A 26,974-nucleotide genomic window follows, 5' to 3' on the forward strand; every position below is an offset into this window, starting at 1 on the left:
AGATGTCCTAACCTTTAATTCGCTTGCTATACTTTTTCTACCTAAGGTAGAGCTGAAGTTATAATTAATAATTGATAGTAAAACTGGTATACTAATAAAATTTGCGCTCGTCCGATCGCAAGTTGAAAATAAGCAGACGAGAGCGGCACTATTTATTAACTACAAACAGCAAAGGGGACTAACGCTAACTTCAACCTATTGGTTGATAGTCTCTAGATATGGTCGCGGTTGGTGAAAACCCTGAAGTGAAGCATCGACGATTAAGCAAACTTCGATGTGCATACCATCAGGATCGGAAAATGACAAGTTAAGTACTGGGCCAAGGTCGGCGATCGCGCCATCACTCACACCTCGATCTATCAGTTTGCGGCGGATAATCTGGAATGCTGATTCTGTTGGGGCATTCAAAGCTAAGTGGTCGATGTGTCCTCGTCCAAACATATCCGGTAATCCAGAACTATGAATATTATTAGGCATCTCTGCTGCGTGAAGTACGCTCTGCGATCCAGCTAGGAGAAGTGCGTGACGAAAGGCTGGGGTCGTCTCTTGAAAAATTACTGGCATCTCGAATACATCAGTATAAAAGTCGATAAAGCGGTCGATATCTGCTGTCACCACTGCAACATGGTGGATACCTGATACAAGGCTCATGGTGTTACTCCAGTTGGATTGTGCAATTTATTTTCTATGAATAGGGAGCGATAACTTCTCTACGAGACGCCTTAGTGAAGCGGGTCGCGATCGTGCTGTTGGTCAAAATCAACGATCGGCCCCTTCGGCACAATTCGATTTGGATTAATATCAGTCATACTCATGTAATAGCTGCGCTTGGTATAGTCTAGATTGCAAGTCGCTTTGAACTCCGGACGCTGATATAGGTCTAGTAGATAATTCCAGAGATTTGGATAATCGATAATTCGCCGCAAATTGCATTTAAAGTGACCGTAATACACTGAGTCGAAGCGATACAGAGTAACAAACATACAAATATCGGCTTCGGTAAGTTGATTGCCACATAAATATCGTTGCTCGCTGAGAATGGCTTCCCATCGATCTAAACTCTCGAAGAGTTCAGTTACCGCATCTTCGTAAGCTGCTTGGGAAGTTGCAAAACCAGCGCGATATACACCAACATTAATTGGCAGATAAATTGCATCGATCGTTTCATCAATCTGATGCTGTAGGTCGCGTGGGTATAAGTTTATTTTTTGTGTTGCCAATTCCCCAAACTCTACATCAAACATCCGCATGATTTCGCGAGATTCGTTATTGACGATTGTTTGAGTTTGCTTATCCCACAATACTGGAACAGTAACTCGTCCTGTGTATTTGGGATCGGCTTTCAGATAAATCTCTTGCAAATATTGAGTGTGATTTACCCAGTCAGGAATAACTCCCGGTGCTTCAGAAAACATCCATCCCTTATCGCTCATAATCGGATCGACGATAGAGACTGAGATGGCATCATTCAAACCTTTGATTTCTCGCATAATTAAAGTGCGATGTGCCCACGGACAGGCTAAGGAAATGTAGAGGTGATAGCGTCCTGCTTCTGCCTTAAACCCACTAGAACCATCGGCGGTGACGCGATCGCGAAACGTTGTCGGCGTTTCATTGAACTTACCGCTAGGATCTGATTTATTCCTATCGGTTATCCATTTGCCTTCGATCATCATTCCTGAGGCCATAATTTCCTCCTGACACTAAGGCGTGTCTATAAACTTTTGAGGATTACTTCAGCATTACGTCTTTCCTTTTCTGAAGGATGTTAATTTCTTAAAAATTCTTGACAAAATCGACTTTGTAGAGACACCACAGTTCGGCCTATCAACTCATTGTCGCCAACCAAGCACGCAAAACCTCTGCTACTGTCCATGCTTGGGCAATACATCCCCGTGGAGTCATCGGAGCATCACCATCAAAAATTTCGCTGAGACTGCCAACACCGTGTGCAGTGAGATGATTAGCCATTGGTTCCAAAAATTGACGAGCCTGCTCAGGATTTTTGTAGACGCGCAAGTGTGCTAAGACGAATGGCCCCAACAACCAACCCCAGACGGTTCCCTGATGGTAAGCTCCATCACGTTGATACTGATTGCCACCGTATTTACCCTGAAATTGAGGACGATCGGGGGAAAGCGATCGCAACCCATAAGAAGTCAGCAGCGATCGCCCGCAAGCTTCGACCACACCCTTCTGCTGGGTAGGTGTGAGCGCACTTTCTGGTAATGACACAGCAAATATTTGGTTAGGACGTAACAACCCATCATCACCATCAGGACTGTCTAAAACGTCATAGCAATAACTCGTCTCTTCATTCCAGAAGCGAGAAAATCTATACTTTGCCCGCTCTGCCATTGCTTCATATTCTTGGTGTGGTTTACCAAGCTGACGGGCAAACTTTGCCATTGTCCGTAGAGCATTATACCAAAGGGCATTAACTTCAATCGGTTTGCCAATTCGGGGCGTAACTACCCAATCGTCAACTTTGGCATCCATCCAGGTCAGTTGTACGCCTGCAACGCCTGCATAAAGTAAGCCATCGGCGGCATCGAGATGAATATTGTAGCGTGTACCGCGACAGTGCCAATCAATGATGTCTGCAAGTATAGGAAAAAGTTCACCAAGCAAAGTATCATCGTCCGTAGCGCTGTAGTAAGCGCGGACTGCTTCAAAGTACCAAAGAGTGGCATCGACTGTATTATATTCTGGTTGCTCGCCCGCATCGGGAAAGCGATTAGGTAACATTCCCTGGTCTACGTATCTAGCAAAGGTGCGAAGAATTGAGCGTGCTACCTCCGGACGACCAGTGGAAATTGTCAAACCAGGTAGACTAATCATGGTGTCGCGTCCCCAGTCGCTAAACCAGTGATAACCAGCGATGATGGTTTTGCCGTAGGGGGTCTTCTGGCAATGAGCGATCGACAATAAATTGGTCAGCAGCTAATACTAGGTGGTCGATCCAACTAGGTGATTCCTTAGTTTTGAGGGGTCGATTAGTTTTCCAAAATCCTGTTAACTTCTGCTCTTGAGCGCGACGTAACTTTAGTGCCGCTTCACCATTGAGATTTGGTTGTTTTTCTGTGCTGGCTACAAATGCCATCGCTTCCCCAGGATTGAGTGTAACTTCAAAAGTGGCGGCGTGGAGGTGGTCTTCTCGATCTCTCAATCCCCGATAGCGTTCAACTGCTAAGTCAAAGCCATGATACCAATTATGAACAACAGATGTACTAACACGTGAAATGCTGCGTAGCTTGCCGCCGTAGGCATCGCCTTTAGGTGAATCACTCAGTAGATATAGTGGTACAGCACCCGGATAAGCAGTTACACAAATCCCCTGTTCCACCTCCTCAACAGACATCTGCCAACCATTACTTTGAGTGTCGCTGTGATAATCGCGGTAGTTAACTATTGCTTTGAGCGTCAACTTTAGAGGTTGAGTGGCACGACGCAAAGTATACTGGACATAAGTTGTGTTCTGGCCTTGTTGCATCCACACCCGTTTTTCTAATAAGGCATCGGCTATCGCAAAACGCCATACAGTAATTGTACCTTCCAGAGAAAAACGTTCAATATGCTGATAACCGTGCGGACTGACAATACCATCTGCCCAACGATTGGTGTGTAGAGAATATGAGCGGTTATCATACAATACAGTTTCATCTAGTTTTGTCAGCATTAAAGTGCGACCCAGAGGTGGTTTCAATGCTGCTACCAATAGTCCGTGATAGCGGCGAGTCAATAAACCAGCCACAGTCCCAGAGGCGTAACCACCAATACCGTTAGTAACTAACCATTCCCGCGATTCTGCAATGTCAAGATTACCGCAAATTTCCCGCCCAAATTCTATACACATAAGTCACACCATTTTGCTCTAAATTCAAAATTCACAATCGCCATCATGCTTTTCTCTCTGCGTTTTCTATGCGTCTACGGTTTAAAAGTCATTTATTGAATTACAGAGGCGCAGAGAACACGGAAAAAAGAGGAATTATTGTCCAAAAATTTTACCCAAATTAAAAGGCTACTCCTAAGTTTTATTAGATTGGGGATTGATCCTCAGTTATTGAAGATTCATTTACTAGAGGATTGAGGACGACTTCATTCGCTACACTATCAGCTTTACGGGCACGAATTGCTGGACGAGATCGCCTATAACCTGCTCTTTCAGCTTTTTGGTGTTCGTAATCAATCAATCTGCCATAATATTCATGCTTGCTTAAATTCATCGACAAGAAAATATGCTGGCGGATATTACCAAAACCTTTGCGGTTAAAAAACTTTAATGCTGAAGTATTGGTGGGGTCAGTATCTACCAGCATAAACCGCGCCCCATCTTCAATCATCCGGGCAACAACTTTATCAACCAACTTGTCTGCAACTCCCCGACGCTGATACTTCGGACTAACTCCCAGCCATAAAATATATCCATAAGTCCAGGATGCTTTGGTGATGATAGTTCCCAAAACGAATCCTGCTAGTTCCCCGTCTGTTTCAGCCACAAGACAGTATTCTGGATCGGTGTTATAAAGTCCAATCACTTCCCATTCATCCCAGGTGCGGTATAAATAAGGATATAAATCGCTGGTAAATAACCCTTCTCCCAAGTGATAAACGGGAGCAATGTCATCAATTCCTAATTCACGTACATAAATTGCTTCAGTTTCATCAAAAGTTGACATAAATTTAGAAGTTGTGATTTATTTTCATAGATGATTGCGGAATTTTAGCGTTCTCAACTATTTCAAAAGATTTATTTTGTGAGCTAACACCACTATGTTAAATTTTGGCGACAAGGAATTTTAAAAAATGTCAATGGAGCATAAAGCATTTGTCTTTGATTACGATGCGTTTATTCAAGAATTAGCTGAGATTTTAGAAAATGCACTTGTTATTAACCAAAGAAACGAATTAATCACTTTTATTGAAAATAACTTTTCATACCTTAAAAATCCTGATGAAGGCGAACCTTTAGATTATTCATGGAAAGAAATGCTCGATACAGAAGATATAAGCCAGTATGGTGATTTTGCAATTACCAAGTATTATAATCCTCAATGTGATATAGGACTTGGCTATGATTGGTTGCCTCTCTATGATATGCTACTCAATGAACTGGATAAAGATACGTCTCCCTTATTAGGTAAAAATTTCGGCATTCCTGGAAACTATTTTAACCCTGGCCAAATAGGATCGTATTTTCAATCTCTTGAGCAAGTGAAGAATAACTTTGAATTGCTTAATTGGTTATTGAATGAAAAAAAAGAGCATTTACCGAATCTAGCTCTTTTAATAAAAATGCTTTCAAATGCTTTAGAGTCAAAAAAAGGGCTTTACATTACTTTTTGATTTTCCACAAGACTCTACAGATATAAGGAATCTGTTTTAGCAACAACAAAATCTTGCGGATCAAATCAAAGTGAGACTTCTTGAATACTGTCAAAATTTGGCAATGAGTCTTTTATTGCTTCTTCAGTTACTTGTTTGCGATCGCAACGTTTGGCAAACTGACAATAATCACAGTTTTTGCTACCCTCCACCACTTGGGGAAACTGCTGGTTATTTTGATAATTTTCCAGCCAATGAGTTAACTGACTTAATAGTTGATTAAGTTTCTTTCCTATTTGTGCGTGTTGAGCAGTACTGTAATTAAATTTAATATTTTGCGGTTTGCCCTCAGATTGGACAAACCAATAAGTCATAGAAATCTTTTCTGGCAAATAGTCGCTAGTTTCTGCCAAGACATACATATAAAGCCGTGTTTGCCAGTTGGATTCTAACTTGCGTTTATTGGGTGGTTTAGGATAAGTTTTCCAGTCGAGAATTTGCGCTTGTTGGTTATCTGCAATCAATAAATCATAGATAACTGTGAGCAAATAATCCTGAACTTGCAGAGTCCGGTAGTGTTCGCTTTCACGGAAAGTTTGATTATCAGATGCAGCCGTTAAAATTTCTGGTGCTGCATCAGCAAAACCTAGCATCCAGCTTTGCAGTTGAGCATCTGCTTCCAGGAAACTATTAATTGGCAAACCCATTTCTCGCTGCTGCATTAGCAAGTGAAAACGACTACCCAAAGTTTGCCGTTCTTCTTGTTCTGGATTTGAGGGAGAATTAAGTTTTTCGAGATAGGTATGTTGAAATTTACGCGGACAAGCTTCTAGTAAGTTAAGTTGTCCTTGAGAGAGTCGCAATAGTTGAGTGGGAGTTGACAGCATTCTTCTATTTTAAAAGTAAATTATAATCCGCAACTCACCTTTGGCAGACTATCTGTAAAAAACAGGTATTTTTTACTGCCTTTACATCTGCTATTTCAACTCGTCTCGATTTACCTCATCGTGGGGAGCATCGGAATGTTTACTTTTTCCTTGGGACTTGATTGAGCCAAAGCTGTAGGCTATAGCTATTTTAACTATGTCAAAATATGCTGGGTGATTAGCTTTGTTAACGATCGCCAAAGAAATTGACCCTGCCACTAAAATAATTAAAAGTGGCGAAAGTGTTTCTACTCCAGAGCCGTTGTTATTAGGCATGATATAATCTCCAAGTGAAAAGATTACGAAGCCTTTGGCCGATCTTCACTCAGCTAAAGGCTATTTATGGTCAGTATGAGCCTTAACCCCAAGACTCGAAGATCATGGCGATCGCAAATAGACAGACTAGAAAAATCGCTATCTTGGCAACCCATGACCGTAGACTTGCAGATAAAAGCATCCCAACTATCGCATTTGCCCCAAAAGTGTGAGACACAACAAAGGCTATTCCCAGCCCCAGCAGCCCCAGCAGAAAATATTTCAGTCCTATACAGAACCACCTGAACAACAGATTATCGTTATCTTTGAGACTGGGTTTCATAGTTTTTTTCCTGTTTTGAAAGTTGAATCTAGGTAGCAGTTCGCGCTCCCCCGACCACACTAAAGAAACAGTGAATTTCCACAGTTTTGCTCCCACCAAGTTGAGGTACACAAAAGTCCTACTCCTGAGTGGAGTGGGAATACCAATAAAGGTGGTCTTGATATTTGCAGATTATGAAAAATTAAGCTCTTTGATGAATTTTCAGGGCAATCTGGATATCAAAAATTAGGCGCTCAATGCGCGTAGTTGCATAGAAGGTGTACTACGCACATTGAACCCTTGAAATTCCTCCAGGTAATTTGTATACAAATTGCCTTTTTCAGAATTTGCAGTTCCAGCCTTTGCCTTTCTCTTCGACTCACTAAGTTTCTTTTAATTCACCCTTAACCTTATTAAGTTACCGTGGTTTCTACTGCTAACTATAAAGTAACTTAGTTTAGTTGTTAGGTCAAGTAACAAAGTTACTAAGTTATTAAACTTTAGTAACTTAGTTACTAGAGTCAAGATAAACTGTAGAGAAAATTATTTAAATAGCATAAGATACTACAAATCCGGCTGTAGTCTCCAAATGAATCCTCACTTTTAGCACTAAGGGACTTTCAAATAAAAAAATACTCAACTACCTATTGTGAGGTGGGCATCTCACTCGCTTGTAACTAGCCCACAGGTAACTTATGCGGCTTGGCCTTTACGGGATCACAGAGAATCCTGACAATTGAACCTTGGGTACTTGGCTAAAAAAGCTCAATTTGATATTGTTGATCGACATATCAAATTGATATATCAAAATGCTGAAGTTGGCAGTATTAGGTTTATTACAGCGAGAACCATTAAACGGTTATCGGCTCAAACAGCAACTAGAGATGTTTATGAGTTGCAGTATTTGTGTCAACTATGGCGCGATTTATCCTCTTTTGAAGCGCATGGAAGAACAAGGTGAAGTGATTTTATGTGCAGAACAAGGAGAAGAAGGTGGACATTGTGCAAAGGTATATGAGATTACACCCCTCGGCAAAAACACTTGGTATGAAGAGATGTTGGCATATCCTCATGAAAGCTGGGTAAATGCGCGATCGCGATTTCTAATCAAATTTTTTTTCTTTAGCTATTTATTACCCGAAGAACGAGTCCAGTTAATCGAACATCGATTGATGTCATGTCAGTTACGCCTTGCAGAGAAAAAAGCACTAGAAGTTACTGATGATTTATATCAAAGGAAAGTACGAAGGCGTGCGGTTGAAGTCATCAAATCAGAAATTGAGTGGCTAGTTGAGCAACTCAAAATAGAACAACTGCAATTAGCTCAAACGCCAACCTCAATCAAGAGTGCTGAGTAATGAGTGATGAGTGATGAGTAAAACAGCTTTAACACAAAAAACTTTTGAAGTATCCTAACTAACTATGTGGATCGTCAAAATTGCTTTACGTCTTCCGTATACATTCGCGATCGCCGCTTTGATGATTGCGATCCTGGGTGCAGTGACGATATTTAGTACACCAGTTGACATTTTTCCCGCAATTAACATTCCGGTTGTCAGCGTAGTTTGGACTTACACGGGAACTACATCTGAGGAAATGGCACAGCGAATCGTCACCATTAGCGAACGCGCTATGACCACAACCGTTGGTGACATCGAACACATTGAGTCTCAATCTTTAAGTGGTGTTAGCGTCGTCAAGGTTTTTTTCCAACCCAACGCTAATATCGCCTCAGCAGTCGCTCAAATTACCTCTGTCAGCCAAACAATTCTCCGCCCTTTGCCACCTGGGATTACACCGCCATTCATCATTCAATACAACGCTTCTTCGGTGCCGATTATTCAGATGAGTGTCAGTAGCAAAACCTTGCCGGAAGAAGCACTTTTCGACTATGCTACCAACTTCGTCCGCACCCAATTAGCCACAGTGCAAGGCGCGAGTGTACCCCTACCTTATGGTGGTAAACCTCGGCAAATTATGGTTGATATCGATCCCCAAGCGATGTTGGCTAATGGCATTTCTGCCCAAGACGTGACTAATGCTGTCAGTGCCCAAAACCTGGTTTTGCCGGCAGGGGATATGAAAATAGGCGATCGCGACTTCGCCGTACAAATCAACAATAGTCCAGATGTGGTGGCAGCCCTCAACGACTTGCCAATTAAGCAAGTTAATGGTACTGTCATTTCCATTCGTGATGTCGCCCAGGTAAGAGATGGCTTTGGCGTGCAATCGAACATTGTACGTCAGAATGGCAGGCGATCGAGCTTACTTAGTATCCTCAAGAGTGGCAATGCTTCGACGATTGATGTGATCGAGCGAGTCAAAAAAACTTTGCCTCGCATCCAATCCACCTTGCCTCCAGAACTGAATTTATCATTTTTGTTCGATCAATCTATATTTGTGAAAGCTTCTATTCAAGGCGTTCTTAAAGAAGGATTGATTGCAGCCTGTCTCACTGCGCTGATGATTTTGATTTTCCTGGGAAGTTGGCGCAGCACGGTAATTGTAGCCGTATCGATTCCCCTCTCGATGCTAGTTTCAATTATTGTGATGAGTCGTTTGGGACAAACTTTCAACATCATGACTTTAGGTGGATTGTCCTTAGCTGTTGGTATTTTGGTAGATGATGCCACAGTCGAAATTGAAAATATCCACCGAAATCTCGGACAAGGTAAACCCATCAAGCGAGCAATTTTAGATGGGGCGCAGCAAATCGCTACTCCAGCGCTTGTAGCAACATTATGTATTTGTATTGTCTTTGTGCCGGTCGTGTTTCTCAGTGGAGTAGCAAAGTACTTATTTGTCCCCCTAGCGATGGCGGTAGTATTTGGGATGCTTGCTTCCTATGTGCTATCTCGGACTGTAGTACCGACAATGGCAAGCTATCTTTTACCAGCCGAAGTAGACTGGCATAGAGAAAGCGAGGATCATAATGGTCATAGCGACAACCATCATCAAAATTCGCCAGTTCAAAATAATAATGGTCACGGCGATCGCCATACTCATTCGCCAATTCAAAATAATAATGGTCACGGCGATCGCCACAGCCATTCGCTAGTCGAAATCCACGATCGTCGCGATCGCCACACCCATTCGCCAGTCCAAAACAATAATGGTCATGATAACCACCAGCAAACAGAAGAAGCAGCAACGACAACTGCCAAATCTGTGAAGAAAGATTGGATATGGCGGTTACACGAAAAATTTAACCGACAATTTGATAAATTTCGCAGTTGGTACTTTGGTGTCCTGACCTCAGCATTAAATCACCGCCGCATAGTTTTTGTGTTGTTTGGTGCATTTATCGTCAGTGCCGGAGTTTTATTGCCGTTTGTCGGTCAAGACTTTTTCCCGGAAGTCGATGGCGGTCAATTTAGCCTCCATGTTCGAGCCTTACCTGGTACTCGTTTAGAAGAGACAGAAAAAATTGTTAGCCGAGTTGAAGGCGTTATCCGCCAAACTGTACCGAAGGATAATCTCGCTCTGATTCTGGATAACATCGGCTTACCCACCAGTGGCATTAACCTTACTTATGGCTACAACGGCGCGACAATTGGGCAGGCTGATGCTGATATTCTTGTTTCCCTAAAAGAATCTGGTGAAACTTTTTCTTACATCAAGGAACTCCGCCAGAAATTGAAAGCGACATTTCCCAGCTACACCTTCTTTTTTGAGCCGGCTGATATTGTGACTCAAATTCTCAATTTCGGTTTGCCTGCTGCTGTTGACGTGCAAATATCTGGGCCTCTGAAAAACTCAAAAGCCAACTTTGAAATTGCCCAACAAATCGCCGCTCGAATGACGCGCATTCCTGGGGCTGTAGATGTACATCTCCAGCAAGTTGTCGATGCTCCCAAATTACGTCTTGATGTCGATCGCACCGAGGCTCAACAATTGGGTATGACCCAGCGTGATGTTGCTAATAGCGTCCTCACTTCCTTAAGTTCAAGCGGTCAAGCTGCAATCAACCAATGGCTCGATCCCAAAAAAGGCGTGAGTTACACCCTGGCTGTACAAGTTCCCCAGTATAAAATTGACTCTATTGACAGCCTAAAAAATACGCCAGTTGGCAACGGTCAAACTGCACCCCAACTTTTAGGTAATTTGGCTAGTGTCAAACGCGACACAGTGATGCAAGTAGTGAATCACTACAACATTCAGCCAGTTTTTGATATCTACGCTAACGCCTCTGGTCGCGACCTGGGGGGGGTTGCCAATGATGTAAATCGAATCATCGCTGATTATCAGAAAAAATTGCCTAAGGGAAGTCAGATTAATGTCCGAGGGCAAGTGCAAACGATGAACTCTTCCTTTCTGGGACTTGGTTTAGGACTTGTGTTTGCAATTGTACTGGTTTACTGCTTAATGGTAGTGAACTTTCAATCTTGGCTCGATCCCCTGATTATTATGATGGCGCTGCCAAGTGCTTTAGCAGGGATCGTTTGGATGTTGTTTGTCACCCGTACCACCCTGAGCGTCCCTTCGTTAATGGGTGCAATTATGAGTATAGGTGTAGCGACATCGAACAGTATTCTGATGATTACTTTTGCGAATGAGCAACGTGTAGAAGGAGAAAATGCTTATAAAGCAGCCCTAGCAGCAGGTTATACAAGGTTGCGTCCGGTGTTGATGACTGCCTTAGCCATGCTGATCGGGATGGTGCCAATGTCTCTAGGTCTTGGTGAAGGTGGCGAACAGAATGCACCCTTGGGTCGCGCCGTAATTGGTGGTTTGTCAGCTGCAACAGTGGCGACTCTGATCTTTGTACCTGTTGTATACAGCATTATGCGGCGTAAACCACCTCGTCCTATCGATGAAGATGATGACGATTTAAATTTCTCCGATTCAAAGACAGCATATTCGTTGTCATCATCTCAAGGCAAGTCATAGACATATTTTAGGAGCTACGGTGTACACATAAATCTTTGAAAGTTACTACGTAACGTAGGGTAGATTAATTTTTGCAAGTCGATGCAACAAAGGTGCAAGTCAATGCAACAAAGGTGCAAGTCGATGCAATTAAAGTGCAAGTCGATGCAATTAAGGTGCAAGTCAATGCAATTAAGGTGCAAGTCAATGCAATTAAGGTGCAGGTCAAAAACTTGTGTGTACACCGTAGGAGAAAAGAAAAAGGTTAAAGGAAAAGAGTTTTTTCTAAGAAGATGTTTTAAACGTCCTCTGGTCGGTATAAAAACGTTTTAGATCCCCCTAAATCCCCCTTAAAAAGGGGGACTTTGAGAAAGTTTGCCCCCCTTTTTAAGGTGGGTTGGGGGGATCAACAAGTGCCTAAAATTACAGCCAACCACTTTTAAAACATCCTCTAAGCTGCTTTCCCCTTTACCCCTTTACCCGAATGGCACTTCTGTAAGAAGTCTAATAATGGTAATGACTCTAGCTGCTAAATTTCTGCAAATTAAGATAATATAGGACAGTTTACCTATGGATTCTCAGCATCGTCCATCTCCTGATTCTGAACAACAAACGACTTCTAAAAAACACAGACGCGGCATCGGTGGTATTGGTTGGGCTGTAATTGGTGCTGTTTTTTTTGCTAGCTTACTGGCGATAGGTATTCTACCCCGATTAAGCCAAAAGTCAGAATTACAAGCAGCAGTCAAGGAAGCAAGTACTATACCCTCAGTGAACACGATCGTTCCCCGTCGCGCTACTGGTGCTACCAAATTGGAATTACCTGGCAGTGTTGTAGCCCTGAATCAAACGACCATCTACGCTCGCAGTACTGGGTATTTACGGCGGTGGTACGCAGATATTGGCGATCGCGTCCGAGCCGGTCAGTTGTTGGCGGAGATTGATTCACCAGACACCGATCAGCAAGTTCTGCAAGCGAAGGCAGAGGTAGTGCAAGCACAAGCCAATGTATCTCAAACTCGTGCTAATTTAGCTAAAAGTGTTTCTGATTTGAAGCAAGCCCGCGCTAATTTATTGATCGCACGTCAAAGCTGGCAGCGCTGGCAAGTTCTTGTCAAAGAAGGTGCAGTACCTCAACAAGATGCAGATACAAAATATGCTACATATCAAGCTAATCTTGCCAGCGTTGAGGCTGCACAAAACACAGTTAATTCTGACTCTGCCAACATCAAAGCAGCACAAGCTAACGCCTACGCAAGTCAAGCAAACTTCCAGCGTAATACCGTATTGCAGTCTTATAAGAAAGTCACTGCTCCTTTTGCCGGAGTGATTACTGCACGTAACGTCAATACAGGTGTTTTAATTTCAGCAGGTAATGGCAACACCAGTAACAGTACCAGCAACACTAACACTAGCAATAGCAGCCTTTATACTATTGCCGCTTATGACAATCTAAAGGTAAATGTGAGTGTTCCACAAAGTTTATCACAGTCACTTCAAACTGGACAAACAGCACAAATTACAGTCAGAGAGTTACCCCAACGAGTGTTTACGGGTAAAGTAGTACGTACTAGCAACGCTATAGATCCAGCTACTCGCACTTTGCTGACACAATTAGAAGTACACAATTCAGACGCGACGCTGCGGCCTGGGATGTATGCCAATGTCAAATTTGCCATTAACCGCACTAATCCTCCTTTTATCGTGCCAGATAGTGCCTTAGTTGTTAATGCCGGAGGTACGCAGGTAGCAACTGTAACCAAAGACCACACAGTGCATTATCAAAAAGTTGCCGTTGGGCGAGATTATGGTACTGAAGTAGAAATTACATCAGGTCTGACAGGAAATGAATCGCTGATTGCCACTCCTACGGTTGATGAGACAGAGGGTTTGCGCGTGCAGCCAGTTGCACAAACTAAGTAGGTGGGCGTAAATTTGGGGGCAGGGGGCAGGGGGCAGGGGGAGAATAATAAATTTTTAACTCCTAACTCCTAACTCCTAAACTCAGCACTCGTTACTCAGCACTCAGCACTGTTTAGGTGAGGTACACTAAACTCATCCGTGCGATCGCGCACTTTGTCAGAGAAAAACGCCAAAGCCTAAGAAAGCATTCCCACAGCAAATGTTTACCCCGAAATGTTGAGAAGATGCTGTATTAGCAGTAATGTTATCTCACTATGTGAGATAACATTGGTTTGTAATCTGTCTTTGTGTGAGTATGAGTGTCATTTCCGAAAACGTTCTTTTGGCTTTAGCCGAAAAACGGTGCTTGTCTAACAGCGAGATCGAAGTGTTTTTATATGCTGTTGAGGGACAATCGCCAAATGCGATCGCGAAAAAATTGGCAATCAGTGCCGAAGCAGTACGCAAAAGATTAAGTGAAGTTTATAAGAAATTTAATGTTACTGGTAGCGGCCCGGGTAAGCTCACTAAGTTACAGCAAGTTATAGAATCTGAATATCAAGCATCTTCACAGGCTGAGAAATCCATTACCCAAAACCGTCAAGATTGGGGTGAAGCGCCTGGTGTCTGCTTTTTTCGCGGACGCATCGCAGAATTGTCTCAGTTAACACAGTGGCTCATTCAGGATAACTGCCAACTAGTGGCAATATTGGGAATGGGTGGAATCGGCAAAACTGCTTTATCTGTGAAACTGGCAAAGGAAGTTCAGGATAATTTTGAGTATTTGATTTGGCGGAGTCTTTGCAATGCGCCACCCGTTGCAGAGATGTTGGCGAGCCTGATCGGGTTTTTATCTGATGAGAGGGAAACAAATTTGCCAGAAAGCGTAGATGGTAGAGTAACGCTGCTGATTAATTATTTACGAGAGCATCGTTGTCTTGTGGTATTTGATAACACAGAGACAATTTTACAATCAGGCGATCGCGCCGGACAATATAAACAAGAATACGAAGATTATGGTCAACTACTTAGGCGGGTAGGGGAAGAACCACATCAAAGCTGTTTGCTGCTGACATCTCGCGAAAAACCAAAAGAATTTGCTCCTTTAGAGGGAGAAGCATCACCAGTTAGAACATTATCGTTAATTGGCTTAGGAGAAACAGAAGGGCAAGAAATTCTCCAAGATAAAAAGTTATTTGGCTCACCACAGGAATGGGCCAAACTTGTTGAAAAGTATTCAGGTAATCCTTTGGCGTTAAAGCTAGTTTCTGAGCCAATTCGGGAGCTATTTGGTGGTGATCTCGCTGCTTTTCTAGCTGAAGGAGAGATCATTTTTGGCGACACTCGAAATTTACTAAACCAGCAATTTGAGCGGTTGTCAGAGATCGAAAAAGAAATAATTTATTGGCTAGCAATCAAGCGCGAGTTAGTTTCTCTCGACGAATTGCTCAATGATATTGTGCGTCCCTTGACCAAAAGAGAAGTGATGGAAGCGCTAGAATCTCTACGGAGGCGATCGCTAATTGAACAAAGAACAGCACTTTTCACCCTTCAATCTGTGGTTATGGAATATATCACCGACCAACTGATTGAACAGGTTTGTGACGAAATTACCACTCGTAATATTAGATTATTTATCAGCCATGCTTTAATGGAAGCGACGACCAAAGATTATATTAGAAATACTCAAATTACCCTAATTATTAAACCAATTATAGATAGGTTATCAACTATTTTTAGATATGCTAAAAATATTGAACATCATCTATATCAAATTTTATTGTCTCTGCGACAAATTCCCCAAACAGCAGGATATGCAGGTGGAAATCTGTTAAATATTCTTTGTCAATTACAAACTGATTTTAGCGGCTATGACTTTTCAAATCTGACCATTTGGCAAGCATATTTACAAGGTGTGAATTTGCATCGGGTAAATTTTGCCAATAGCGATTTAGCTAAATGCGTTTTTGCCGAAACATTAGTTAGTGTTTCCTCAGTCGCATTTAGCCCCAATGGAAAACTTTTGGCTACGGGTGATGCTGATGGCAAGACTTATTTGTGGCAAGTTGACGATGGAAAGCTACTGTTTACCTGTATTGGACATAGCAGTTGGGTAAAATCAGTTGCTTTCAGTCCCGATGGTCAAACTTTGGCTAGTGGCAGTGATGACCAAACAGTGAAATTATGGGATGTTCGTGATGGTAAATGCCTGAAAACCTTGCACGGACATAGCAATTGGGTAAGATCGGTTGCCTTTAGTCCCGATGGTCAAACTTTAGCTAGTGGTAGTGAAGACCAAACAGTGAAGTTATGGAATGTCCACATCGGCAAATGTCTGAGAACTTTGCAGGGGAATACCAATCGAATTATGTCAGTTGCCTTCAGTCCTGATGGTCAAACTTTAGCTAGTTGCAGTGAAAAGCAAACAGTGAAGTTATGGGATGTTCGTGATGGTAAATGCCTGAAAACCTTCCAGGGACATAGCAGTTGGGTAAGATCGGTTGCTTTCAGTCCCGATGGTCAAACTTTAGCTACTGGTAGTGACGACCAAACGGTGAAATTATGGGATGTTCGTGATGGTAAATGCCTGAAAACCTTGCAGGGACATACCAATCGCGTCTGGTCGGTTGCTTTCAGTCCCGATGGTCAAACTTTAGCTAGCGGTGGCGACGACCCAACAGTAAAGTTATGGGATATTCGTGATGGTAAATGCCTGAAAACCTTCCAGGGGCATACCAATCGGGTCAGGGTCAGTTGCTTTTAGTCCCGATGGTCAAACTTTAGCTAGTGGTAGCGAAAACCAAACAGTGAAGTTATGGAATGTCCAGGATGGTAAGTCATTGACAACCTTGCAGGGGCATAGCAATCGCGTCAGGTCAGTTGCCTTCAGTCCCGATGGTCAAATTTTAGCTAGTGGCAGTGAAAAGCAAACAGTGAAATTATGGGATGTCCGTAACGATAAGTTTCTCAAAATTTTGGAGGGGCATAACAGTTGGGTACGGTCGATTGCCTTCAGTCCTGATGGTGAAATTTTAGCTAGCGGCAGTGAAAAGCACACAATTAAATTATGGGATGTTCAGACGGGACAATGCCTGAAAAAATTGCAGGAACATACCAATCGAATTAGATCGGTTGCTTTTAGTCCCAATGGTGAAATTTTAGCTAGCGGCAGTGACGACCAAACGGTGAAATTATGGGATATCTACACCGGAAAATGTCTCCAGACCTTGAAAGGGCATACCAGTTGGGTAAGATCGGTTGCCTTTAGTCCTGATGGTCAAACTTTAGCTAGTGGCAGTGAAAACCAAAGAGTCAGGTTATGGGATATTTATACAGGCGAATGTCTCCATATTTTGGAGGGGCATAGCAATCGGATCAGATCGCTTACTTTCAGCCCAGATGGTCAGACTTTAGCTAGTGGCAGTGATGACCAAACAGTGAAGTTATGGGATGTTTTCATGGGCAAGTGCTTGACAACTTTGCAAGAACATACTAATCGAATCTGGTCAGTTGCCTTTAGTCCTGATGGTCAAATTTTAGCTAGTGCCAGTGAAGACCAAACGATCAAATTATGGGATGTCTATAACGGCAAGTGCCTGAAAACTTTGCAGGGAGCTAATTGGGTAAAGTCAGTTGCCTTTAGTCCCGATGGGCAAACCCTGATTTGTGGTAGCCAAGATGAAACAATCAAGCTTTGGGATGTATCGACGGGTGAGTGTGTAAGAACACTGCGATCGCCACGACCTTACGAAGGAATGAATATCACCGGGGTGACAGGGCTAACCGCAGCGCAGTTAGTGACGCTCAAAGCTTTAGGGGCAGTGGAAAATCCAGAGCAAAGATAAAAGGTAAAAGAATGAATTTTGCCTTTTTCCTTCATCCTCTTACCTTTTTTATGTACCTGATGCTTATTTCATGTTAGCCCTTGCGTCCTTCACTGCGGCAAAGAAAAATAATCCTGTAAGTGGAATGCTTAATACCAGGATAATTGCCGTGGCTGTAAAACCAAAATCTGGCTGTCCGTAACCGAGTTCAAAAATCGAACCGACGGCGGCGATCGCACTTACACAAGAACCACCCAGAAATAAACTGCTTTTTGGAGTTAAATACACTATTGCCCCCCTATGCTATTGGTTTCACCGCTTGATACGAGAAGCCATTCTTAGATAGCTCCTGGGCTAAAGTCAAGGAGTTTTCTACACGGTCTACAAATACCACGCCGTTAAGGTGATCCATCTCGTGCTGAATGCAGCGTCCCAGGAGGTCATTAGCCTTTAATGTTCGAGGACGACCGTATTCGTCTTTATAAGCAATTTCTACGACTTCGGGGCGCTTTACGTCTAAATATACGTTGGGAATACTCAAGCATCCTTCTTGGGCAACAGAGAGGTCGCGGCTGACTTGTTTAATGGTGGGGTTAATCAACACCAAAGGCTGATTAGCTGCGTTCTCTGGTTCCAGGTCGATGACAACTAGTTGTTTGTGAATTCCCACTTGGGGTGCAGCCAAACCAATGCCATCTTTGCTGTACATAGTTTGCAGCATTTCGCGCACTATTTGGCGAAGTTCGTCATCAACTTTAGAAATCCGCTTTGCAGCTTGACGCAGCACGCGATCGCCTAAATAATGAAGCTCCAAAGGTGGATTTTTTAACTTTTTTTTCTCGACAGCAATTTCAGAGGGCATGAGTCTCGATGGCTAGATGGTGAAAATTCCTACTATTTTCATTCTATCAATCTCAGTTAGAGGATGTTTAAAAAGTCCTGGAGTATACCAAAAACCCAGTTACCATTCCGTCTTTTTGCTTGCCTTGCGGCAGGCTGATGCCACGAATCAGAGGCTGTGAAACCCTTATTTTATCGTCAGTAAGGTTTGCTAGGGGGTTAGGTCTCCGAGGTTGTATTGTTAGCAATAATACTTTTTAAATATCCCCTTAGACGTAGTACCAATCTCCAAAATAATTATTGTGAAGTCACGTTGCACCATACTTGGAGCGATCCTTTTATCGAGGCTGACATCATTAAACAGTACTTTTAAATGTGAAATCGATTGTCAGTTGTTTACCAGCCTATTTCTGACGATCTGATTGCAACTAGGATTCCTAGACAATTTTTATTAGTAAAAAGATTTTTCCAATCAATTTTTTATTGATGAAAATCTATGTTTAGCAATATTTTCTGGCATCTTCACCACATTCATTGACTAAATATAATAAACACTTAAAACGAAGACCAACTATTTGCTCATAGAGAGGGTTCAATTTACATAAAGGTGGAATGTGAAGCAAAGTCCGACCGAAAAGTTTAAGAGTTCTTTCAAAAGGGCAATTGGAAGGAATTATTTTGCACAATAGTTTGGCCAGATTATAATTATGTATTTCTACGGACTCAAGCTGAGAGCGGATCTGGTTTAATAAAATATTGTCCAAATTGGCTTTGTTTAAGAATTTCATGGTTTAACTTTCCTTGAATCAATCTGTTTCTCCTATAAATTACTCCGATATTCCGAGAAAAACATAGTATAAATACCAAACTATTTTCCCTCTTCCTAGAGGTCAAGTTTAAATAACAGTAAAATTGCTGAGAAACCAGAACAGCTAGCCAATTATTATCAATAACTGTTAGAGGCAATAGTGAGTATATCTGTGGCAAATAGTATGAATATCGAGTAAATGGTCAAGATAGCAGGATGACAGAAGAAGGAAGTAGCAAGAGATAAAAGCTGATATATTGGCAAACTTTGCACTATTGACTATAAATAGTGGTGTTATTTACGCAAAAACGCAAAAGCTGAACTTAGTGCTTTGGCGTTAAGTTCAAATTTTGAGGTGATGTGTGTTTAAATCTTTCACGAAACTTGATTATCTGCTAAAAGAAACTTTCCTCGGTTTATTGCGGGGAGGTTGGATGAATTGGGCCGCTGTCAGTACTGTAACGGTGTTACTGTTTTTATTCGGCTTGAGTCTGCAAACCTCTTGGCAAGTCGAAAAACTTCTTTATCAGTTTGGTAGCCAGCTAGAAGTCTCAGTTTATCTCGAACCGGATACACAAATCGAAAATATTGAGCCACTAATCGCTAAAATGCCAGAGGTGGCGGCGATAAAAACCATTACCAAACAAGAAGCTTGGACTAAATTAGTTAAGGAAATGAGAATTTCTGATATTGAGGGTGCTACCCAGCAACTGGGTGAGAATCCTCTGGTTGATGAGATGAAGGTGAAAGCGCGTAATTCTCAAGTTGTACCAACTTTAGCAACACAGTTGGCTAAATTACGAGGAGTTGAGACGGTGCAGTATGTGGATGAAGCAGTCAAACGCATTGCCCAGTTGCACCGGGGTCTGAACTGGATTACTTTAACAATTACAATGATTCTGACTTTAACAGCGATCGCAGTCACTACCACCACAATTAGGCTGATTGTCATGGCGCGTCGCCAGGAAATTGAAATTATGCAGCTAGTGGGAGCAACTTCTGTTTGGATTTACCTCCCATTTATTTTACAAGGAATCGCCTTTGGTTTGGTTGGTGGTGCGATCGCTTGGAGTTTCATTTCTGTGATTCAACAGTTTCTCGGTAAGTTGCTAGTCAATCAACCTGAGTTTATCCAAGTCATCACCAACAGAGTGCAACTCACTCCAGCAGAAATTTTATTATTGCCTCTGATTCTTTTGAGTTTCGGTGCAGGTGTAGGATTAATGGGGAGCTTATTTGCTGTCCGACGTTTTGCTAAAGGATAGTCATTGACAAATGACAAAATCACTATGAAATCACAATGGGAATGTTTTTTGCAGAATCTCGGTGTTTGGGAAGGTTCATTTACTAATTTTTCTCCCCAAGGAACGCTTTTGAACGATACTCCTAGCCGTCTTTCTCTAGAAGGTTTGAACAATAACCAGACAGTGCGTTTAACTCTATGCCGTTCTGGACGAGATGATTTAGTTAAAGAATATAGTTCTCTGGGACGGAGTTTGCTATTTTTTGAAAATGGTTCCTTCTCTGAAGGTGTAATTCAGCTAGGGCCATTTTCCGAATTTGGTGGAGAACTGGCTTTGGTTCATGAAAATCGCCGCTTGCGTCTGGTGCAACTGTTTGATAATACTGGTGAGCTAAAGGAATTAATCTTAATTCGAGAACATCTAGCCAGAACCCCAGCAGATGAACGTTCAACTTTACAGATAAATGATTTGTTGGGAGAATGGCAAGGCCAAGCAGTAACAATATATCCAGATTTGCGCTCGCCTGATACTTACTCTACAATCTTCAAATTACAACTTGATGATGCTGGGCGATTAATTCAAAGTACCTCTTTTGCAGAACGCACTATTACCTCAACTGCTACCATCAAAGACTCCATTGTTCTCTTTGACCAAAACCCCCAAAAGCAGGTGCAAGTATTATTTTTACCAAATGGCGCTTCTGCAACTTCACCTGTCAAGGTGCAGTTACGCCAACCATTTTTTCTGGAAGTGGGGTGGTTAATTCAGCCAAATCTGCGCCAACGGATGATTCGCAGCTACAACGAGAAAGGCGAATGGGTTAGCTTGACATTAGTCACTGAAGAAAGGAAGCTTTGATATCATCTTCGCTTGATTACTTATCAAATATTTAACTGTTGCCAAAATGTGGGTAATGACAAAGCTTTATTTATGTATATTCAAATAGCTGTAGTTGCGATCGCATTCATCTTAATAGCTGGAGAAAATCTAGAGGCCGTTGCAGACTCGCAATCTTCTACTGAAGATAGTCCTAATAGTATTGTGGCAACATCGACATTAGAGATAGAGGGAGGGTATGCAAAATATGGTGACTATATCGGATTAACTCCAGTAGATAACCAGTCTGCCGAGTTTTCCCAAATTTCTCAAAGAATTGTCAAAGATATCCAGATTCGTTTTGTTAACAACAAAGATCAATTACTCGATGAAAAAGGTCGGCCGATCAAAGGACGTACTCAAAAAGATTTTATCATTGGTCTGCTGAAACTCAAACCTGGTGAGGTATTTCGTGAAGATTTACTAGCAGCAGACTTGCAACGATTGCGGAGATTAGAATCATTTAATGAAGTCAATGTTTATCGACAAGAAGATGCCAATAGCGTTAATCTCATTTATGAAATCAAAGAGCGTAACTTCCCTTCTCTAATATTAGGAGGCGGTAACAACGACGATGTTGGATTATACGGTCGAGTGGGTTATAAAGATGAAAATATCAGCGGTCTTAACGATAAATTAGATACAATTGTGCAAATCAGCGGTAAAGATGTCCAATTTAATGGTCAGTTCACTAGTCGTTATCGTCCTCAAGAACCAAACCGCTTAGGCTACAGCATCAGAGCTTTTCGTACTCGTAATACATCGGGAACTTTCAACGACGATATCAGATTGTCTAACGGTGACAAAGTACGCGAGGGAAGGTTTGGCGGTTCTGTGGGAGTTTTAAAATCTTTCGATCGGTGGGATGCAGCTATAAGTTTGAACTATACCAGAATTAGCTTACGCGATCGCGAATATAATGTCGCACAGGTAGATAGATTAGGGAGTCCTTTATCTCTTAGCGGTACTGGTATTGATGACTTATATACAGTATTATTTTCTGTCTCCAGAGATCAACGCGATCGCCGAGAAAATCCGACTCAAGGATCGATTCTCACTCTCAGCACAGAACAAGCAATTCCGATTGGATTGGGTAATATTTATAGCAACCGCCTACGGGGAGATTATATTCAGTATTTACCAGTCAGTTGGATCGGTAATGGTAGACAAACTGACAATCCAGAAATGTTGGCGATTAATTTCCAAATTGGTACGATTCTGGGAGACTTTCCGCCAGCTGATGCTTTTAATATTGGTGGACTAAATTCTGTCAGGGGTTATGGTTATGGAAAAGTCGCTAGTGGTCGGAGTTATGGTTTAGCTTCTGTGGAATATCGTTTCCCAATTTCTTACTCAGTCGGAGGAGTTGTTTTTACTGACTTCGCCTCAGATTTTGGGTCTAGCGATACCGTGCTAGGAGAACCAGGAGTGCTACGAGATAAACCCGGAAGTGGCTTTGGTTATGGCTTAGGATTGCGCGTCAAGTCATCCTTTGGACTGATTCGAGGTGATTTAGGAATTAGCGATCGAGGAGAACTTAGATTTGAAGTTACAACAGGGTCAGCGATTTTAACGAGTGGCAAAAAAGTTCTAGAAAACTACTGAGGATTGCTTAATAACACACTCAGGGTCTTGAGTGTGTCTAGTCCAAAAGGACATAATCAAGATATTGAAGATTAATTGCACATTTGTAACGTGCGGCGATCGCTAGCTGCGATCGAATTTAACCGATAAAAGTCTTGCAAAGCCAGGGAGTAAGCATAAGAATTTGACTCATCCTCACCAACCTGCGGTAGTCTATTGCTCGTAGCTACCTGATTCGATTGTTCAGAATTGGCTTCATTTGACGAAGTATTAACCGTCATTGCCAACTCTCCTGATGGGTTGATTGTACCCTGAAAACAATTCAACTCTGATTGGGGCATATACAGCGCACCCTTTACCTTGTCTTGCTGCTTTTGAAATATGATATAACCTTGACCAAGCTGGTTTGGCTTTGGGGATTGACCATAAAGGTAAATCCCATCTTTTACAGGAAAACTTCCTTTTGGTAAAACTCTTGCGCTTTTTGTAGTTCCCCCATCGCCTGGAACCAGCGCTGTGATTGTGGGTACTGTGTTTCCACCTCCAGAAGCCGCATTCAGTTGACTTCTTTGATCTCGAACTTTTCTTAGCTGCGACAAAAGAGAGTTTTCGGAGGTTTTATGAATCCGAGCCGATGATAATCGAGAATCTGTAAATGATGTTACTTGAGTTTGCTTGGCTAAAAAGCCCAAACCGAGAAGTAAGCCTAAGCCCGCGAGGGGAATTCCCCACTTTCGGGGAGATAATAACTGATGAAGGTTGTTAAGCACCCTACTTCTCCTGTTAAAAAACTAACTAAGTTCTCTAGAACTTACTTAAATCATCACCAAGTCTTAATTGTTAAAGACTTTATCCACGACTTATATTACTGTTGTCCAGAAAAGAAAACTGTCAAAAACAAAAGTTTTTATTGGATTTGGTTCTACAATCTTAGATTACCATCAGTTAGAGTCTTTATAACAGAGGGTAGCAGGCAGTTCTTGCTGGGGCAGGAGTCAGAAGGCAGGAGTCAGCCACCTTTAAAAGCATGAGATGAAAGTAAGGAACTTCCAGAAAATAAAATATACAGGTTATAAGAATGATAATCATTCCGAGGGTTAGTGTTTGACTTTCTGATGACAAACTGCGGTCTAACGTTACCCTTGGGTGTGTAGATATCTTGAGTTTGTCGCCTACAGCATTCACGGATTCTACAGGACTAAACAGGCAGACACCGAACAAAGCGCGTAGGCGTAGCCCGCCGCGCCCGTTGTCTAAGCCATCGCTAAAAATTAGCTGTATCTCTTGCTGTGTTAGAACCTTGGCGCGACCATGACGGTTTATTTTCATCGCTAGACTGTAGACCCTGCGATCCACAGCTTACAACGATTTAACACAGATTAATCGGAATTATTTAACCGAGATTAGCGATCGCAAATTAATGAATAATTTTGAGTGCAAAGACAACCCAATTTTCTCGCATCAGCCCACAAAAGTTACATATCTCTTTGTGAAAAAATCCCCATAGCGATCATTAAAAACGTCATTTAGAATGTCATACTAAAAATTTTACTTAGGTCTAATTCTCCCGCATAAAGCTCAGTTGGTTGGATAGAAGCTTGGGGTAATCCCCACGGTTGAAACTGTGTCAAAGTGGGAGAAGTTTGGATTTTGAATACTTGCGGGCTTGAACTTACTGTCGGAGATAAAGTTATATTAAATACATAGTTTGGGGCGCCGAGAACATCAGTGCTAGGGAGGGTATTTACAGTAAACGTTTTTGCCAAGCCATATATTACATTAGTTGTAGTAGGAGGATTAATATAGCTTGGACGACTGCCTTGATAAGAAGCAAAACTAGGATAGTAAGTTTTAGTGGTAGTACTGTATTCATAAGTAGCAAAGGAAATTGCTACCACCTTTTTACCGATTACTCCCATCAACAAAGCTAACTGCGCCTTATTTGGGGTCGAAATACGCCCTGTAAGGAATATATCTCCCACTGGCGAACCATCCCATTGAACATTACTAAGCACTGCTACAACAGGGTAATTATATATCCCGGTTCCGCCAGGACTTGGGCGACTGGTGGGATCGATTACGTATTGATCTGCGACTAGAGCTAAATCACCAATGCTTAATGTCTTAATAAACCCAAGAGGTTTATAGGTATTTGGCTGGAAATTGTAACCTTGTTGTACATCTAAAGATTTGTTAATACTCACAGCGAAGACCGGAGTAGTAAAACCTATAGAACACGCTATACAGCCTAGTAATAAAGCTTTACTCAACAGCATAAGTTTTTCCAAATATTAAATAGATGGTTTGAGTGTTTTTTAAGGTATAAACTCATAAGATTTATACTTGCATGAATCATGCTACAACTCCATATTTAAACAAATTTTAATAGACATGATGTGCTACGGAATGTAGCACCAGGTTTTGTTTTTAGTGTTGAAAAAAACGTATTTAAACCAGTGATTATCGCCAAAAAGAAGGCCGAGGATTATTTGAAATAACTATTAGAAAACAGTGCAAATAAGTAAGTCGGTACAATAAAACCAAACTGTGTAAATAAAAGTAAATAACGCTCAAACTCTTTCTCCCCCTGCTAAAAGCTCTCTGCTTTTGTTTTATGCCAACAATATTTATTTACGCTGACTTACTTAAATCCGACTCTACTAACTGTAAAAGCGGATAATATTCGCCGTCTACGCGAGTTGATGAATAAGGGACTTCCAAAGAATAAATTGTTCCAAAAAACTAATCTTTTGGCAGAAAATTCAATCATTATTACTGAATTTACTACCAAAAGGAGGGGAGAAAGTGGCAGCCGATGGCTGCCGCTTTCTCCTCTATAATAATGATTATTATTATCTTAAATGGGATGTTTTATTTTTTGGAAGTCCCTAAGAAGAATTGTATCTGGCTACACTCTACTCAATATACTTCCTGCCTCAAAATGTAGAAAAAAACTTATGAGCGCAAGGCTTTTACTGGATCGATCTGGCTAGCACGCAGGGCGGGAAGCAAACTAGCTCCCACCCCCACCAGTAGCGCTGAACCCACTGCTAGCACTGCAATTCTGCTATCAAACTTATAGGGCAAGCTAAAGGTATCGGTAATTACAACAGTCAATCCATGCACTACTCCTAGAGCCGCTGTTCCTCCTATTAGACTTAAAAGCATCGCCTCTAAAATAAATTGCAGCAAGATTTCGCGTTGGGTTGCACCTATAGCCCGTCTCAAACCTATTTCAGCAGTTCGTTCATTTACAGAGGCAATCATAATATTCGCAATTCCAACACCGCCAACTAACAGCGCGATCGCTCCTACTGCTGTTAGACCTTGAGAAGCCATCTCTAGAGTTTTCTGCTGCTGTATAATATCTGATACATTATTCCAAAATTTAAATTTGTAACCTGGAAATCTTTGTAACAGTAACTCCTCTGCTTGGTGGCTTAACTCTTCCACATCTGCAAGTGCATAAGGGCGCATTTGGATGCTCCCAATGTCGCGGCTACCAGTCGAAGCGTTGTAAATAGACATCGGCACATACAGTTGACCCGCCGGAGGTGCATCTTCACTTAGAATAGTTGCTACTACCCCGATAACGATATAGGGTCTGTCCCCAGCATAAATCAGCTGTCCTACAGGTTCTTGCTTTTGAAAAAGTTGTTCTGCCAGCAATTGATCGATTACGATTACCGGGCGGTAGTTGGCAAAATCTTCAGACGTGAAAAACCGTCCTGATACTAAAGATATCCCTGAAGTCAACAAAAAATCTTGGGAAACAGGTGACAAGGTTGGAGTAAATTCCTTGTCGCGAAATATAGTTGGTGTAGAACCAGCCCAATTAAAAGAACTGATTGCTTGCAAGCCCACCATTCGCTGTCGTAAGAATTCCATATCTTCCAACTTGAGTTGGGTAGCTTGACCACTAGAATCCCAATTTGGATAAACTGAAACTTGAGGCGCGCCTCGTTTTGCTAATTGTAGAGCGATCGCATCTCGGCTAATATTACCAACCTGAAGTGTAGCGCTGACAGCAGCCACACCCATAAATACCCCCAGAGTAGTCAAAGCAGAACGCAAGGGGTTTCTACCTAAAGAGTGAAAGGTAATATTTAATAAGTCAAAAGCTGAAAGAGCCATAATAGTCGCTTTACTCTAGCTTGGGGATTGGGGATAAGAAGCGGAGGGGCAGAGGTGCAGAG

Annotated in this window: 21 protein-coding genes and 2 pseudogenes; 9 read left to right on the forward strand and 14 right to left on the reverse strand. The window is 42.0% G+C overall.

Going from position 1 to position 26,974, the window contains the following annotated elements; all coding sequences use genetic code 11:
• Positions 1–195: 195 nt before the first annotated feature.
• The 4 genes and pseudogenes from NSTCB13_RS27575 to NSTCB13_RS27590 all read right to left on the reverse strand — a co-directional run bounded on the left by NSTCB13_RS27575 (position 196) and on the right by NSTCB13_RS27590 (position 4,682).
• Positions 196–651 (reverse strand): VOC family protein, encoded by a 456-nt coding sequence (locus NSTCB13_RS27575; RefSeq protein ID WP_335003645.1) that lies wholly within the window; start codon positions 649–651, stop codon positions 196–198.
• A gap of 71 nt (positions 652–722) precedes the next feature.
• Positions 723–1,688 carry a glutathione S-transferase family protein gene (locus tag NSTCB13_RS27580; protein ID WP_448274507.1) on the reverse strand — a complete coding sequence of 322 codons (966 nt, stop codon included), beginning with the start codon at positions 1,686–1,688 and terminating at the stop codon, positions 723–725.
• Positions 1,689–1,827: 139 nt separating this feature from the next.
• A pseudogene (locus tag NSTCB13_RS27585) lies at positions 1,828–3,856 on the reverse strand (amylo-alpha-1,6-glucosidase).
• A 184-nt stretch (positions 3,857–4,040) separates the two neighbouring features.
• Positions 4,041–4,682, reverse strand: coding sequence for a GNAT family N-acetyltransferase (locus NSTCB13_RS27590; protein ID WP_445627160.1), 642 nt, complete (start codon positions 4,680–4,682; stop codon positions 4,041–4,043).
• 127 nt (positions 4,683–4,809) lie between these two features.
• Between NSTCB13_RS27590 and NSTCB13_RS27595 the strand changes: the two genes are divergently transcribed.
• Positions 4,810–5,349: a hypothetical protein gene (locus NSTCB13_RS27595; protein WP_448265965.1), complete on the forward strand. Its 540-nt coding sequence runs from the start codon at positions 4,810–4,812 to the stop codon at positions 5,347–5,349.
• A 65-nt stretch (positions 5,350–5,414) separates the two neighbouring features.
• Here the strand turns inward: NSTCB13_RS27595 and NSTCB13_RS27600 are convergent, their stop codons facing one another.
• The 3 genes from NSTCB13_RS27600 to NSTCB13_RS27610 form a co-directional block, all read right to left on the reverse strand.
• Positions 5,415–6,215: a PD-(D/E)XK nuclease family protein gene (locus tag NSTCB13_RS27600; protein ID WP_448274508.1), complete on the reverse strand. Its 801-nt coding sequence runs from the start codon at positions 6,213–6,215 to the stop codon at positions 5,415–5,417.
• A gap of 90 nt (positions 6,216–6,305) precedes the next feature.
• Positions 6,306–6,530, reverse strand: coding sequence for a hypothetical protein (locus tag NSTCB13_RS27605; protein ID WP_445627157.1), 225 nt, complete (start codon positions 6,528–6,530; stop codon positions 6,306–6,308).
• A gap of 82 nt (positions 6,531–6,612) precedes the next feature.
• Positions 6,613–6,852 (reverse strand): hypothetical protein, encoded by a 240-nt coding sequence (locus tag NSTCB13_RS27610; RefSeq protein WP_322693998.1) that lies wholly within the window; start codon positions 6,850–6,852, stop codon positions 6,613–6,615.
• Between the two features lie 788 nt (positions 6,853–7,640).
• Between NSTCB13_RS27610 and NSTCB13_RS27615 the strand changes: the two genes are divergently transcribed.
• The 5 genes and pseudogenes from NSTCB13_RS27615 (at position 7,641) to NSTCB13_RS27635 (ending at position 17,447) form a co-directional block, all read left to right on the forward strand.
• Positions 7,641–8,189, forward strand: a complete 549-nt coding sequence (locus NSTCB13_RS27615) for a PadR family transcriptional regulator (protein ID WP_445627156.1) — start codon at positions 7,641–7,643, stop codon at positions 8,187–8,189.
• A gap of 64 nt (positions 8,190–8,253) precedes the next feature.
• A complete protein-coding gene (locus tag NSTCB13_RS27620; RefSeq protein ID WP_448274509.1) occupies positions 8,254–11,721 on the forward strand; it encodes an efflux RND transporter permease subunit in 3,468 nt (1,155 codons plus the stop codon).
• A 71-nt stretch (positions 11,722–11,792) separates the two neighbouring features.
• A complete protein-coding gene (locus tag NSTCB13_RS27625) occupies positions 11,793–11,969 on the forward strand; it encodes a hypothetical protein (RefSeq protein WP_448274510.1) in 177 nt (58 codons plus the stop codon).
• Positions 11,970–12,270: 301 nt separating this feature from the next.
• Positions 12,271–13,623, forward strand: a complete 1,353-nt coding sequence (locus NSTCB13_RS27630) for an efflux RND transporter periplasmic adaptor subunit (RefSeq protein WP_448274511.1) — start codon at positions 12,271–12,273, stop codon at positions 13,621–13,623.
• Between the two features lie 295 nt (positions 13,624–13,918).
• Positions 13,919–17,447: pseudogene (locus tag NSTCB13_RS27635) on the forward strand (WD40 domain-containing protein).
• Positions 17,448–17,510: 63 nt separating this feature from the next.
• Here NSTCB13_RS27635 and NSTCB13_RS27640 read toward each other — a convergent pair.
• The 3 genes from NSTCB13_RS27640 to NSTCB13_RS27650 form a co-directional block, all read right to left on the reverse strand.
• Positions 17,511–17,714 carry a hypothetical protein gene (locus tag NSTCB13_RS27640; RefSeq protein WP_094351396.1) on the reverse strand — a complete coding sequence of 68 codons (204 nt, stop codon included), beginning with the start codon at positions 17,712–17,714 and terminating at the stop codon, positions 17,511–17,513.
• A 10-nt stretch (positions 17,715–17,724) separates the two neighbouring features.
• A complete protein-coding gene (gene def, locus NSTCB13_RS27645) occupies positions 17,725–18,288 on the reverse strand; it encodes a peptide deformylase (protein ID WP_322668450.1) in 564 nt (187 codons plus the stop codon).
• A gap of 478 nt (positions 18,289–18,766) precedes the next feature.
• Entirely contained in the window at positions 18,767–19,054 is a 288-nt protein-coding gene (locus NSTCB13_RS27650) for a Mo-dependent nitrogenase C-terminal domain-containing protein (RefSeq protein WP_445627151.1), read from the reverse strand.
• 382 nt (positions 19,055–19,436) lie between these two features.
• Here NSTCB13_RS27650 and NSTCB13_RS27655 point away from each other — a divergent pair, with 382 nt between their 5' ends.
• The 3 genes from NSTCB13_RS27655 to NSTCB13_RS27665 all read left to right on the forward strand — a co-directional run bounded on the left by NSTCB13_RS27655 (position 19,437) and on the right by NSTCB13_RS27665 (position 22,799).
• A complete protein-coding gene (locus tag NSTCB13_RS27655; RefSeq protein WP_445627150.1) occupies positions 19,437–20,339 on the forward strand; it encodes a cell division protein FtsX in 903 nt (300 codons plus the stop codon).
• 24 nt (positions 20,340–20,363) lie between these two features.
• A complete protein-coding gene (locus NSTCB13_RS27660; protein ID WP_448265972.1) occupies positions 20,364–21,176 on the forward strand; it encodes a DUF3598 family protein in 813 nt (270 codons plus the stop codon).
• A gap of 72 nt (positions 21,177–21,248) precedes the next feature.
• The gene (locus NSTCB13_RS27665) at positions 21,249–22,799 is read left to right on the forward strand and encodes a BamA/TamA family outer membrane protein (protein ID WP_448274512.1); all 1,551 of its coding nucleotides are present in this window, start codon (positions 21,249–21,251) and stop codon (positions 22,797–22,799) included.
• Positions 22,800–22,870: 71 nt separating this feature from the next.
• On the opposite strand, the gene NSTCB13_RS27670 is transcribed toward NSTCB13_RS27665, so the two are convergent.
• The 4 genes from NSTCB13_RS27670 to NSTCB13_RS27685 form a co-directional block, all read right to left on the reverse strand.
• Positions 22,871–23,548: a hypothetical protein gene (locus NSTCB13_RS27670; protein ID WP_445627148.1), complete on the reverse strand. Its 678-nt coding sequence runs from the start codon at positions 23,546–23,548 to the stop codon at positions 22,871–22,873.
• A 184-nt stretch (positions 23,549–23,732) separates the two neighbouring features.
• A complete protein-coding gene (locus NSTCB13_RS27675) occupies positions 23,733–24,107 on the reverse strand; it encodes a hypothetical protein (protein ID WP_445627147.1) in 375 nt (124 codons plus the stop codon).
• A gap of 197 nt (positions 24,108–24,304) precedes the next feature.
• Positions 24,305–25,054, reverse strand: a complete 750-nt coding sequence (locus NSTCB13_RS27680) for a hypothetical protein (protein ID WP_445627146.1) — start codon at positions 25,052–25,054, stop codon at positions 24,305–24,307.
• Positions 25,055–25,733: 679 nt separating this feature from the next.
• Complete coding sequence (locus NSTCB13_RS27685) at positions 25,734–26,912, reverse strand: ABC transporter permease (RefSeq protein WP_445627145.1); 1,179 nt, start codon at positions 26,910–26,912, stop codon at positions 25,734–25,736.
• Between the last annotated feature and the right edge of the window lie 62 nt (positions 26,913–26,974).

It is taken from the genome of Nostoc sp. DSM 114160 (genome assembly GCF_053470305.1).